At 49.3% G+C, this 12,747-nt stretch carries 12 protein-coding genes; 2 read left to right on the forward strand and 10 right to left on the reverse strand.

What is annotated here, in order from left to right; translation table 11 throughout:
* Positions 1-30 precede the first annotated feature (30 nt).
* The 9 genes from AC0WRU_RS14860 to AC0WRU_RS14900 all read right to left on the reverse strand — a co-directional run bounded on the left by AC0WRU_RS14860 (position 31) and on the right by AC0WRU_RS14900 (position 9,353).
* Entirely contained in the window at positions 31-900 is an 870-nt protein-coding gene (locus AC0WRU_RS14860) for a PHP domain-containing protein (protein ID WP_476125345.1), read from the reverse strand.
* Positions 900-1,856, reverse strand: a complete 957-nt coding sequence (locus tag AC0WRU_RS14865) for a selenium metabolism-associated LysR family transcriptional regulator (RefSeq protein WP_476125346.1) — start codon at positions 1,854-1,856, stop codon at positions 900-902. Before AC0WRU_RS14865 ends, AC0WRU_RS14860 begins: the two co-directional genes overlap by 1 nt.
* 194 nt (positions 1,857-2,050) lie before the next feature.
* Positions 2,051-2,488: a hypothetical protein gene (locus AC0WRU_RS14870; protein WP_025684234.1), complete on the reverse strand. Its 438-nt coding sequence runs from the start codon at positions 2,486-2,488 to the stop codon at positions 2,051-2,053.
* Between the two features lie 230 nt (positions 2,489-2,718).
* A complete protein-coding gene (locus tag AC0WRU_RS14875; protein ID WP_014282311.1) occupies positions 2,719-2,979 on the reverse strand; it encodes a YlbG family protein in 261 nt (86 codons plus the stop codon).
* A gap of 39 nt (positions 2,980-3,018) precedes the next feature.
* Positions 3,019-3,459 (reverse strand): YlbF/YmcA family competence regulator, encoded by a 441-nt coding sequence (locus AC0WRU_RS14880; protein WP_025684235.1) that lies wholly within the window; start codon positions 3,457-3,459, stop codon positions 3,019-3,021.
* A gap of 106 nt (positions 3,460-3,565) precedes the next feature.
* Complete coding sequence (locus tag AC0WRU_RS14885; RefSeq protein WP_476128655.1) at positions 3,566-5,644, reverse strand: helicase-associated domain-containing protein; 2,079 nt, start codon at positions 5,642-5,644, stop codon at positions 3,566-3,568.
* 8 nt (positions 5,645-5,652) lie between these two features.
* Positions 5,653-7,476 (reverse strand): DNA repair helicase XPB, encoded by a 1,824-nt coding sequence (locus AC0WRU_RS14890; RefSeq protein ID WP_476125347.1) that lies wholly within the window; start codon positions 7,474-7,476, stop codon positions 5,653-5,655.
* A gap of 152 nt (positions 7,477-7,628) precedes the next feature.
* Positions 7,629-8,057 carry a CBS domain-containing protein gene (locus tag AC0WRU_RS14895; protein ID WP_025684238.1) on the reverse strand — a complete coding sequence of 143 codons (429 nt, stop codon included), beginning with the start codon at positions 8,055-8,057 and terminating at the stop codon, positions 7,629-7,631.
* 90 nt (positions 8,058-8,147) lie between these two features.
* The gene (locus AC0WRU_RS14900; RefSeq protein ID WP_476125348.1) at positions 8,148-9,353 is read right to left on the reverse strand and encodes a M20 metallopeptidase family protein; all 1,206 of its coding nucleotides are present in this window, start codon (positions 9,351-9,353) and stop codon (positions 8,148-8,150) included.
* Between the two features lie 253 nt (positions 9,354-9,606).
* On the opposite strand from AC0WRU_RS14900, the gene ftsW reads away from it, so the two are divergent.
* Positions 9,607-10,866 (forward strand): putative lipid II flippase FtsW, encoded by a 1,260-nt coding sequence (ftsW, locus tag AC0WRU_RS14905; RefSeq protein WP_476125349.1) that lies wholly within the window; start codon positions 9,607-9,609, stop codon positions 10,864-10,866.
* A 222-nt stretch (positions 10,867-11,088) separates the two neighbouring features.
* On the opposite strand, the gene AC0WRU_RS14910 is transcribed toward ftsW, so the two are convergent.
* Entirely contained in the window at positions 11,089-11,454 is a 366-nt protein-coding gene (locus AC0WRU_RS14910) for an Asp23/Gls24 family envelope stress response protein (RefSeq protein WP_013310912.1), read from the reverse strand.
* 192 nt (positions 11,455-11,646) lie between these two features.
* On the opposite strand from AC0WRU_RS14910, the gene cax reads away from it, so the two are divergent.
* Positions 11,647-12,717 (forward strand): calcium/proton exchanger, encoded by a 1,071-nt coding sequence (gene cax / locus AC0WRU_RS14915; RefSeq protein ID WP_476125350.1) that lies wholly within the window; start codon positions 11,647-11,649, stop codon positions 12,715-12,717.
* The last annotated feature ends 30 nt before the right edge of the window (positions 12,718-12,747 follow it).

Raw genomic sequence — 12,747 nt, forward strand, 5'->3', positions numbered from 1 at the left:
GGGGCTATTAGTGTTAGCCAATATGTGCACTTACTTTTGTCCAACAGCAGCCTTTCTCAATTCCTCCACAACCTGACTCTCCACAGTGCGGCTGCCCAGATCACCGTGAAAAATGACGCCTTGGCGCGCACCATGAAAATCCGAGCCCCCAGTCGGGATCAGCCCGTAGTGTGCCGCCATCGCGGCGTATCGACTCTCAGCCTCCGCATCATGGTCTGAATGTCGCACCTCCAGGCCCGCAGGCTTTGCCTCCTCTACAATGGAGCGAACCAGCTCATCATTGCCATACAATCCAGGGTGAGCCACCACAGGTACCCCGCTTGCTTCCCGAATCCAGCTTATGGCCTCCGCAGGCTTCACTCGGGGCACAGACACATAACCGGGCGCTCCCTCTGCCAAATAACGGTCAAACGCATCCCTCATATCCTTCGCATAGCCTTTTTGTACCAGCGTATCCGCCATATGCGGACGTCCAATGCTTTCATCCGGCGCCAGCGGTCTGCCCATCGTAGCTACCACCTCATCGAGTGTGATTTCCACACCCAGGCTACGCAGCCGACTCAAAATCAGATCATTGCGGGCATCCCTCGCCTGACGTAGCTTTTCCAACCGTTCCAAAAAAACTTCATTACGGTAATCCATAAAATAACCGAGTATATGAATATCCTTACCGCCCGCCCGTGTGCTAATTTCCACACCCGGCACCACTGTAATGCCCAATCGCCGCCCTTCCTCAAGAGCTTCCTCCAGCCCGGCTACCGTATCGTGATCCGTAATTGCAACCCCTGCCAGTCCTTTTTCCTTGGCCCAACGCACATTGTCCGCTGGTGGCTGCATTCCATCAGATGCCTGAGTGTGAGTGTGCAAATCGTATCGTCCCGAATTCGTATGCTCCTCCATTACGCATTCTCCTCCTCTTTCATCTCTGCAAGCTCGTTCACCGTATCCCCGGACACATCCGTTCCCTGATCATGACGACGCAAGAATGACAGAAAGGTTACCACCGGAATCGGCAGCAGTGCTGATTTCAGATGGATGGCATAAAACTCGCGTTTGAAGGTGATATCGGAAATATTTACAATTTTAAGCAATCCGAGTGTAACCTCATGCTTCACCGAAGAAGGCGATAGCATCGTAATGCCTAATCCAGCCTCAACTGCCGATTTGACCGCCCCAGTGCTGCCCATCTCCATAACGATGGAAAGTCGGGACGCATCAACACCACGGCTTTTCAGCTCATCCTCTATCACCTGCCTTGTACCTGACCCCTTTTCTCTTGCTACAAAAGGATGCTTAAACACGTCCTCCAGAACTACCTTCTTGGCCTTGGCCAGTACATGCCCCGAAGGAACAATCAGCTTCAGCTCATCCTGCATCACGGGTTCCACCACGATATCCGGGTGCTGAATCGGTGCCTCAATTAGCCCCAAATTCAACTGATGCTTTAAAATATCATCCATAATTTGAGTCGTATTCATCACATTCATCGCCATACGTATATGAGGGTACTCCTGACCAAACGGCCCCAGCATTCTCGGCACAATATACTCGCCAATCGTAAGACTTGCCCCAATATGTAATCTTCCCTCCAGCATGTGAGTAAAAGCAGACATCGCCTCATCAGCTTCGCGGATAAGCTGCATGCTTTTTTTCGCAAAAGGCAGCAGTGTCGCTCCTGCCTCCGACAGCTCGATTTTTTTGGTGGACCGATGCAGTAGCTTCGTACCAAAATAATCTTCCAAAGACTGAATTTGCATCGTCACGGCAGGTTGCGTCATATGCAGCGCTTGTGCCGCTGCCGAGAAGCTCCCCCGCTCCGCTACCGTATAAAAAATATGTAGCTGATGAAAGTTCATACTGACAGCCCTCTCCCCTCTGATGTTCTTATTTTAACATAAGAATAACGTCTGTCGAAGAATTTCCAAGAAAACATACTGAAATTAGGGGCTTTTTATTATAGATGCTATACAATAAAAAAAGTATGCAGTTGATTCCTGCATACTTCCGCTAGATAAAATACTTGACGATATGCCTTCCGCCAAATCAACGTCTATTTCCGCTTGCGCGTGCTTTTCATCAGTGTCATACGCCGCGAATGGCGCAACCAGGAATAGTATGACTTCAAATCCCGCAGTTCAATGGTCTCTGACATCCGACCCAAAAAGGTAATGACAATCATTTTGTGGAGCGGGTTCCCCGCAATATCCATTTCGCCAGGCAACTCACCAAACTCGGCTACGACCACCAGGTCACCATCAATTAAATATACATCCTCTTCATTGTGATAATAGGACTCCATCCTGTTTTGCTTTAGACATTCCCAAAGCCAGGCGGCGATATGATTCGTTTCGGACTGTTTCTGTTCTATACGGTCTAAGTAGCGTGTTTTCGCATGATTTGTAATCACAATATCGGCGACCTTCTTGTCGCCCATCTCTACGTAGAACGGCTCGTATGTACTCCATCGCTGCATTGCCTTGTCACGCACGGGATCACTCTCCCCACCAGATAGGTCTTTATATCTACCAATATATTCATATGTTACCTCAATAGACCCGGGACTACAAGTTACAAAATTGAAGTTTATCACTAATTTTTAAAGATAATTTTAGGTCTATCAGCATTAAGACTATTATGCAAAAGTCCTGACTTCATAAAAAAAAGCCAGCCCAAGGGCCGACTTTTTTAAGAAAAATCGAAATTCACACTATTTAAAGATTATATTTCATACTCTTTTAATTTTTCCTTATCGTCGTTATACTCCGTCCTGATCTCATTTCGGAAGGAGCGTTCGACCTTGCGCACATAGGAAAGCCTGCGAATATTTTTAACGGTATCCTCTGCCCGATCTGCATTCATGTAAATGACAACATAATGCATACGCCTCGAAATATAGTGGACATTCCCGTATTTCTCCAAATTGCGGGCAGCCTTGATATCGCTTACCCAAATGATGTACCCTGTCCGCTCGGCAAACATTCGCTTCATCTCCCCTCCATTCGATATCATCCCTGTGGCCTATCCGCAGGAGCACTTGCCTCCGCTACCGCAGCCACCCTTTTTCACGTTCGGATCATTGCTCGGCACCTTAATGGTGTCAGACACAGAATAAGCAATCGTTTCGGACATGGCATGGAGCATATCATCCAACGCCCTTTCTGCCCGTTTGAACTCCTGAACCTCCTGAAATTGTTCAAGCTCTAGTTCGACAGCCTGCACTGCATCCTTCGCTTCATGAAAGTTTGGGTGAAAATGCCCAAAACGTTCCGTTTCCGCGAACAGCTCTTTTTTGGCATCCAGCTTGCGTACACACGCCTGAATCGACGGATTCAATTCCACACGCTGTTTCCAATATAAATAATCCGATACCTCAAAGGACCGGTTGACCATATCGCCCAATTCATAGGCGTTAATAAGCACTTCTGCCATATTGACCGTATTCAATTCGGCTACGCTCATGAATGTTCATCTCACTTTATATAAAGTTCTACTGGTAAAGTAGACTCATTTATCATACCACATCCTTCTTTTGAGAAGAAGGAGTTTCATGCACATCCTGGCTCTTCTATGTAAAAGGAACCAGCAGGCGCATATCCGACCATTCCCCCGGCTGTAAAGTCGTGCGGGGCAACGTTTCACCGTCCATTCCGGTAGCATACCAGCCAGTCACACTCCACGGTTCACCGGAAATCACCGCTTCCGGTATCCATTTGACTTCTTTTTCACCGATTCGCAGCCCTACCGCCGCTTGCCAGCGAATTGCCTGTTCCATAAGCTGCCGGGCAGTGGAGGCATGGTAGCTTCTCCATTCCTTCGTCCATGACGCAGGTACTGCCGATTTCTCTGGAAAATAATCGGCTGGGTCGGGTAGCGTATACTCCCGTTCATAAAAATGTAACGTTCGGCCCGTGTAAACCAAGCCAGCCCTTCCCTCTTGTGAGAATATCGGCCATTCATGATTCGAGTCCGCCACCATTGCGCCAGCCGTTTCGCCATTCGTCGTTTCTGTATCCACCGCCCTGAATGTGCTGTCGGAGCTATCCGGACAAATTCCCTCCGTTTCCGCAACCAGCGGATAACGGTGAACCAGCTCGTCTCCCCCCTCCGGCTCCCGGCGCGGACTTAACCCAATCGTAGCAAGCGTCTTGCGGATTTGGGCAGCCGAACGTGCCGGAATGATAAAGTCCCTTTCGCCGATCCGTTCAAGCAATCCAGCCAGCCCGGGGTGACGTGCAGCAGTGTCTGCGTCTTCTCGGGTACCACAGCGCAAAAGTGTTACCGTTGCAAACGCTGTCCGTCCCACATCCCCTGCCCACTGCTCCACTGCCACGCGTACATGGTCAGGCACGCCTGTCCGGCTATACTTATCGAGAAGTGCAGAAATGGCTTTAGCCTCCATCCCCAGCTCGATCGCCTCTGTAACACTTTCTCGGGTGATCCGATATACCACCATACGGTCCCCCGTCACACGTTCACAGAAGCATCCCAGCTTCCAGCGCACATCATAAGCTACATCCGGCGGCACCAATATTTCAAAATCCGGCTGTACATAAAAGGTACCTCGCTCCTGAACCGCATCCTTCTCATCATCGGAACGAAGCATATCCAGCGCTGGCACGCTCCAGCGAAAACACAGTTCTCCCGACGTGGTCAGACCCCAATCACCCATTCCAAAGGCGGTCAGCGCTGTCACCCAGCCCCTAACCATATCCATGTATTGTCCGTTAAGATTGAAATTAGATGCCGTGTTTTCCTCAATCCTTACGGGGCTTGTATGTATAGCAGAAAATTCCAGATAATCACCGCTTTTACGATCCGATCTGCTCAGACTCTCCTGCGAAATCAGTCCTGTCTGAGTCATCCATTGGAGCAACGGCCCGATATGAATCCAGCCTTCTGATCCCGCATGAGTGGAGGCCACACACAGCATATAACGAAAATGCTGCATAGACGCTTCGGCCTTGCCGTACCTTTCCATGAGCGTGACAAGAATATGCTTGCGCATTTGCCAAGCGGACAAGCGAACCCACGCTGCCAGCCCCGCTTCCTGAACATGAAAAGAAGCAGCTTCCTTCACCAGCAGACCCAAGCTGAGCAGCAGGTCCATCATCACCACCGTTTGCACCGGATACAGCTCGGCGTGCGCATATTGTAGCCCAAGTCCAGTCAAACCTTTCGGATGAAAGGGAGTCAGCTCATTTAGCTTTTGCAGCGACCGTTTATGAATAGTCCCTTTCGCTGTCAACGGAACTCCTTGCACTGCAATACGTGATAACGCATGCAACAGCTCCGCTTCCAGTCCCGTCATCGCTTCATGCACCGTCACCAGTTGATCCGAATCCATCGCTTTCATCGTACTTTGACGTTGCTCCAACAGCATTTCGTACAAATCCGGCAGCCGATGAACCGGAATATATAACATTCGTTCGCCCCACGATTTGGTAACCGCCTCCAGCCAGCCCCGGTCGCGCAGTCCGTGCAGTGCCAGCTTCGTTTCGGCTCCGCTCAGCGCTCCCCTGGTAAGCCGTAATGGCTCTTCTTCCTTCATGGGCTGTCCCGCGTGCCGGATAAAACATCGACGTAGCACTAACAGCTCATCCGATGCAAGCTTCTTCCAGCCACCTTCCGTGTTCGTTACGCCCATTTTTTTGATCACGCCTCCCTTTTCTTTCCGCCAGCTTCAGCCTCATCATCCAGGTTCCCGATAACCTCCCCCGAGCTAAATCTGCAAATCGCATATTCATAGCCCTGCTCAATCAAAAACAGTTGACGGCGGGCTGCAAAATCCGTCTCCTTGCTGTTCTCTGTCACCAGTGTATAAAAATAAGCCTTATTTTCACCAGTCTTCGGTCGCAAAATGCGGCCAAGCCGCTGTGCCTCCTCCTGGCGGGAGCCGAAGCTGCCCGATACCTCAATAGCCACGGCCGCATCCGGCAGATCCACAGCAAAGTTCGCCACCTTGGACACCAGCAAGGTCCGAATCGTACCATTGCGGAATGCATCGAACCACCGCACTCGTTCTGTCTGGCTCATTGACCCGGTTATCAACGGCACGTTCAGCTCCTGAGCCATTGTGCGCAATTGATCCAAATATTGCCCGATAATAAGCGTGGGCATGTCCTTGTGCTGCTGCATCAGGCTGCGCACCGCTTCCAGCTTGGCCGGATTTTCGGCGGCGATCCGGTACTGCTGCCTGCCTTCAGCACGCATACTGCGCTCCAGAAGTGCAGCCGACATGGGAAGCCGCAGCTCCACACAATCGACCTGAGCGATCCAGCCCTGTCGCTCCAGCTCTTTCCATGGCATGTCGTACCGCTTCGGTCCGATCAAGGAGAACACATCCCGCTCACACCCGTCCTCCCGAACCAGCGTTGCGGTTAAGCCCAAACGGCGGGTAGCCTGAATATCCGCCGTTGCTCGAAATACTGGCGCGGGCAGCAAATGCACCTCATCATATACTATCAGCCCCCATTTGCGCTCGCTCAGCAGCTTCATATGCTCAAATTCCCCATCTTTGGTACGGCGATGCGTCAAAATCTGATAGGTCGCCGCCGTAATCGGACGCACTTCCTTTTTCTGCCCACTGTATTCTCCAATGGAATCAACAGGAATATCCGTCTTTAGCTTTAATTCCTCAATCCATTGCCGAACAGATGTCGTATTAGAGGTTAAAATAAGTACCTCGCACTGGAGACGCTCCATCACCGCCATACCAATCACGGTTTTCCCCGCTCCGCATGGAAGCACCAGCACACCGCTGCCACCCAGACCGTCAGCCCCCTCAAACGCATCAGCCGCCTCCACTTGATAATCACGAAGCCTCAGCTCCGTTGGTCCCTGACCCAGAGAAAAACAGAGCTGATTCCCCTCAAGATAGCCTGCCGTATCAATGACCGGAAATCCAAGTCGGGTCAGTTCCTGCTTGAGCAGTCCCCGATTTTCTGGCGGAACCGACACGGTCACTTCACTCTCACGAAGTAAACCAAGCTGCCCAAGATCCTGCTTGAGCAGCAGTTCATCCAGTAAAGCCGGGCTGTCCGCCGTCAGTATCAAGCGGTCGACCGCTGTAACCCTGTAAGCTGTATCCGTCTCCATGCCTATAGTTACATCTTGCTCAATACTGTCCAGATCAGCAGTATCCGTGCTGTAACGCCCCTCTTTTTCTGCTCTCGCCCGTGACAGCGTCAACGTCCCGTAACGGGAGACGAGCTGTTCAATATCCTTTAACAAATCACGGGGAATATCCCAGCGGGACATGGAATGTAGACTATTTTGAACATCCGCGGCACTCCACCCAAGGGCAGCCGCACTCCACAGAGACAATGGAGTGATGTGATATGTATGAAAAGCGGACGGGCTTTTAACCAGCTCCGCATAGACCTGCAACTGTGAACGTGCATGCTCCGAAGCGGGCAGTCCGATTTCCAGCAAAACGGTAAAATCGCGTTGTACAATACAAGGGTGATCCGGATTCATAAGTACCTCCCGTCAATCTATAACGCATCATCTTAAATTCTATATAACAAACAGTTTATCCGTTTATTCGCAGATCAACCGGAATAGCAAGAAGTCCAACCCCTATGCGGGTTGAACTCCTTGGTCATTCATGCTAGGCTTGCTTTTTTAACCTAGTGAACCTGCTCGGAAATATGGCTAAGCGCCTCTCCAGCATTGTCTGCAAAAATATTACGTACGGCCAGATCGCCAATCGAAACAATCCCGATCAAACGATCCCCTTCCGTTACAGGCAGACGACGGATTTGCTGCTCCGCCATCAGCTCGGCTGCTTGATCCACCGACATGTCGGCTTGAGCTGTACGGATACCTGTCGTCATCACTGCGTCGACCGAACTAGAGCCGGAATGCTTGCCCGCATAACCGCGAACGACAAGATCACGGTCTGTTACCACACCGATGAGCTTGTCACTGCCTTCGCTCTCTACAACCGGGATAAAACCGGTGTCGTTATCCTTCATTTTGAGCGCAATTTCATAAATATTGTCTTGCGGGGTAACTGTTACACATTTTTCAGTCATAACTTCCTGAACCTTTTTCATGGGTACTCCCTCCTTTTCAAGAGTAGGGTACCCCATTTCATTCTGCTCATACGCCGAATCAGCTCATCCAGATTCAGCTCACGTTAGCTGTTAGCGGCTGGAATTTTCTGTTTTTCGCTCCGCAGCATATCCGGTAGACATCGCAATAAACAAACGAACCGCCTTAATCATCGCGTCCTCGTCAAAATCAAACTTAGGATGGTGATGCGGATAAACGGCTCCTTTAGCAGGATTACCCGCTCCCACGAACATAAAGCAGCCCGGCACACGTTCCAAATAATAAGCAAAATCTTCGGCAGGCATCAGCTTCGACGCTTCCTGAACTTTTCCCTCTCCGAAAACGGGTCCTGCTTCCTTAAAAAAACGCGAAGCTTCGTGCGTATCATTTACAACAGGCGGGTATCCCATAATATAGCGGATATTGGCTGTTGTTCCGTAAGTTGCCGCTGTAAGCTCCGTAACCGCATGCAGCCGATCCTTCATCACCGTCCGGGTTTCCTCGTCAAACGTACGGATCGTCCCACTCAGGCGGCATGTTTCCGCAATCACATTTTGTGCAGCTCCCGCTTGAATTGTTCCCACCGTCAGCACAGCAGGCTGCAAAGGGTCCACTGAACGGCTCACGATGCTTTGCAGCTGCATAACAAGAGCTGAGCCCGCTACCACACTATCATGGGTGGACTGAGGCATACCGCCATGACCACCCTTGCCCGTAATTTCAATATAAAAATCGTCTGCCGCCGCCATCAACGGCCCTGCGCAACTCGCAGCCGTTCCGACCGGGAACGGTGTCCATAGATGGATGCCATAAATAACATCCACTCCTTCCAGCACGCCATCCTTTAGTACATTGACCGCGCCACCGGGCAACAATTCCTCCGCAGGCTGGAACAACAACCGTATTTCTCCTTCCAGCTCATCCCGATGCAGACTGAAATAGTAAGCCGTTCCGAGCAAAACGGACGTATGCCCGTCATGTCCGCAAGCATGCATGGCTCCGTCTACGCTGGAGCGATATTCGCATTCCTTTTCATCCTGAATCGGAAGAGCATCCATGTCGGCGCGCAGCATGACGACAGGCCCGGGTTTGGCACCACGAATCGTACCTACAACACCGTGTCCCCCTACCTGACGGCGAACCTCAATACCCCAGCTCTCCAGCTTGTCCGCTACAAAGGCTGCGGTTTTGCTTTCCTGAAAAGAGATTTCGGGATTTTTATGTAAATATCTGCGCCATTCCACCATATGGTCTTGTAGCTGGTCAAACCAGGTTTTATCTGTCGTGTGTTGTGTCATATTGCTCACCTCTCCTTTTAAAACACCGGGCAGCTTCCCGATAAATTCTTGCAGATTCATAACGAATGTGCCACTGCTCTCAAACCTTATTTTGTATTCTATTGTAGCAGATATGGAATTATTGCGATATCCGTTGCAGTATGGAGGTTGCAGAAGCCCTCCAAACATACTATGATTAAATGGATAAACGATAAAATAATAATGATAAACGTCTGCGAGACATACCTTGCGGCGAATACCGGGGGAAGCTGATATGAGAAATACGAAGCCGGAGACTCGAAGAAGAGGCACACCGGATTTCCAATTGCTGATCCTCACCTTGTTGCTGGTTGGATTCGGTGTAATCATGGTATTTAGCGCCAGCTCCAGCGTAGCTCTGCTGAATAAAGAATACAATTTTGACTCTTTATATTTTGTGAAGCGTCAATCTGCATTTGCTGTACTTGGACTTTTTATTATGTTGGTAGCTATGAATATTAAGATGGAAAAATATAAAAAGCTTTTTGTACCTTTATTTTTCATAACTATATTACTGCTAATCATCGTTCTTTTTACAGGCTCTCTTAACGGCGCAAAAAGCTGGCTCAGATTTGGTAGTATTGGTTTCCAGCCAACCGAGCTTGCAAAAATATCCATTATCCTGTACTTATCCGCGCTGATTGTCAAAAAAGGGGATCGCTTTAGAGATTTACGAACCGGCTACATACCCGTGACCGTCATTGTAGGCTTTGTTGCAGGACTCATTATGCTTCAGCCGGATTTTGGCTCCTGCTTCATCCTGGTAGCCACCAGTGGCCTGATTATTTATGCCGGGGGAGCCAGTGTCAAGCATATTACGGCTTCGATTGGTCTGCTCTTACTGGGCGCGGCCCTCGTTTTTGGTATCGGCTCGTTGTTTGGGGGAAATTCTGGAACAACAGATGGACAAGCCACAGCCAAGCAAGATTACAAAGTCGGACGTTTTCAGGCCTTTCTCGATCCTACGGAAGATAAACTGGGGACTGGATATAATCTCGTACAATCCTTGCAAGCTATAGGAGAAGGCGGACTAAGTGGGTCAGGATTTGGCAAGGGCATTATCAAGCTTCACTATCTGCCTAACTCGTTTAATGACTTTATTTTTTCCGTGATTGGTGAAGAATTTGGATTCATTGGAACCGCGATATTCCTGATGCTGTACCTGTATTTCATTTGGCGAGGGATGATTATCGCCTTGCGTTGCCATGATCCGTTTGGGACATTGGTAGGTACAGGTATTATGGGACTGATCGCTATCCAGGCGTTCATTAATATCGGCGGTGTAACCCAGACTATTCCGATCACCGGGGTCACGCTTCCTTTTATCAGTTTTGGTGGATCGTCCCTTCTTGTTACGATGTTCTCCATGGGAATTATGCTTAGCATCTCCCGCGAAAACACCAAGCAGGCAGTACAGGAACGTACTACAGGAGTAGCAGTTCGGACCGAAGTCCCTAATCGTTTTCAAACCCGGAGAACCAACCGTTCCCGTTAAAAAAAGAACTTCCCAGATCACCGATAACGGTGGTTTTGGAAGTTCTTTTGTATATGTATATACATGTGTTCAATCTGGCGGTATAGGCTGCAGCTTATCTACAAACAAAAACTGGCGTTTCTAAAAATCGCCAGTTTTTGTGTTCTCATCCATATCTTCGCGGGGAAATCCCCTTCATGTATAAAACTGGCGAAAAACGTCGATGTACCCGCCTTGTCTTTTTTACACCGCGTCGTCCTTGAAAGCGACACCCTCTACTTTTACGTTCACTTCCACAACCCGCAGACCTGTCATGCTTTCGACAGCTTCCCGCACATTTTGCTGAAGAATTCGGGACACCTCATGAATTGGTGTTTCGTAGAGCACAATAATGCGAAGATCAATGGCAGCTTCCAACTGTCCAACCTCCACTGATACGCCTTTTTGCACATTTTTACCACTCAGTCTTTTGGCCCAGCCTTCGGATAAGCCGCCTGACATTGCAGCAATACCGGGCGTCTCCAGTGCGGCCATCCCCGCAATTTTACCTACGACATCGTTGGAAATCTTGATGTTTCCTGCTTCCAGTTGTTGAATTTGCTCTGCCATGACCTATGTCCCCCTTCATCCATCCTCTATTTGTATTGTAAAGCCTCTGCCACTGCAAATGCAAACCTTACGTATGAAAAACAACTTTCGTTTACAACCTATATCATTTTGGGTATATTAATTTAGAAAATCAGTACAAGTGACAGCATTCATCAAACTTGTACACATCCATTGATATCGAGGTGCTTTTCATTGAAAAAATGGTTATCTCCCGCTTTGCTTATCGCGACATTTGCTTTCAGTGCAGTCGCTCATTACACACATTGGAACGCGATCGCCCAATTCGTCATTTGCGCAATCTCTGTCGTGTTCGTAGCCGGGTTTCTCGGCAGAGCCACCGAAAGCGTAGCACATTATGCAGGCCAACGTCTGGGCGGATTTTTGAATGCCACCTTTGGCAACGCAGCCGAACTGATCATCGCCATCTTTCTCGTCAAAGAAGGTCTTTACGATATGGTGAAGGCGAGTCTGACCGGCTCAATCATCGGCAATCTGCTGCTGGTGCTTGGAGCAAGCCTGTTCGCTGGCGGATTGAAATACAAAGTGCAAAACTTTAATGTATCGCTGGCTGGTTTAAGCGGTTCGTTGATGATTGTGGCGGTCATTGCCCTGTTCGTTCCGGCTGTATTTCTAAATACACATGTCATTACGGATAGTGAATCGGATACGCTCAGTCTGATTGTCGCGGGCACACTGATTGTGGCTTATATTGCGTGGCTTATTTTTTCGATGATTACGCACAAAGACTACTTATCTGACGTGACTGAACAAAAGGACGAAGAATTGCCGCATGAGCATGCTCCTGTGTGGTCCAGAAACAAATCCATTAGCTACCTGGTAATCGCTACCGTCATGGTTGCCTTTGTCAGCGAATGGCTTGTTGGAACACTGGAGGTATTCACGACCCAGTTCGGACTCAGCGAATTGTTCGTGGGTGCATTCCTCGTTGCCATTATCGGTAATGCGGCTGAGCACAGCGCAGCCATTTTGCTGGCGATGAAAAACAAAATCGGCGCATCTGTCGAAATCGCAGTCGGCAGCAGCCTGCAAATTGCGTTATTCGTTGCACCTGTGTTGATTTTTGTCAGCTACTTCATGGGAAATACAATGAATATCGTTTTTACTACGATTGAGCTGGTCGCCATTGCTGTCGCTGTATTTATCGCCAAATCCATTACCCAGGACGGCTCAACCAACTGGTATGAGGGATTGATGCTGCTGGTTGTGTATGTTCTGTTAGGTGTATCTTTCTTCCTTGTGTAAACACCTTTCAAGGTTTTAAAATGTGCATTA

The organism is Paenibacillus sp. 1-8 (assembly GCF_056316205.1).

What these genes read in the sequence shown, in the direction of transcription:
- AC0WRU_RS14860 (WP_476125345.1), bottom strand. Translation starts at nt 900, where the DNA reads ATGGAGGAGCATACGAATTCGGGACGATACGATTTGCACACTCACACT.
- AC0WRU_RS14865 (WP_476125346.1), bottom strand. Translation starts at nt 1,856, where the DNA reads ATGAACTTTCATCAGCTACATATTTTTTATACGGTAGCGGAGCGGGGG.
- AC0WRU_RS14875 (WP_014282311.1), bottom strand. Translation starts at nt 2,979, where the DNA reads ATGTTTGCCGAGCGGACAGGGTACATCATTTGGGTAAGCGATATCAAG.
- AC0WRU_RS14880 (WP_025684235.1), bottom strand. Translation starts at nt 3,459, where the DNA reads ATGAGCGTAGCCGAATTGAATACGGTCAATATGGCAGAAGTGCTTATT.
- AC0WRU_RS14885 (WP_476128655.1), bottom strand. Translation starts at nt 5,644, where the DNA reads ATGGGCGTAACGAACACGGAAGGTGGCTGGAAGAAGCTTGCATCGGAT.
- AC0WRU_RS14890 (WP_476125347.1), bottom strand. Translation starts at nt 7,476, where the DNA reads ATGAATCCGGATCACCCTTGTATTGTACAACGCGATTTTACCGTTTTG.
- AC0WRU_RS14895 (WP_025684238.1), bottom strand. Translation starts at nt 8,057, where the DNA reads ATGAAAAAGGTTCAGGAAGTTATGACTGAAAAATGTGTAACAGTTACC.
- AC0WRU_RS14900 (WP_476125348.1), bottom strand. Translation starts at nt 9,353, where the DNA reads ATGACACAACACACGACAGATAAAACCTGGTTTGACCAGCTACAAGAC.
- ftsW (WP_476125349.1), top strand. Translation starts at nt 9,607, where the DNA reads ATGAGAAATACGAAGCCGGAGACTCGAAGAAGAGGCACACCGGATTTC.
- AC0WRU_RS14910 (WP_013310912.1), bottom strand. Translation starts at nt 11,454, where the DNA reads ATGGCAGAGCAAATTCAACAACTGGAAGCAGGAAACATCAAGATTTCC.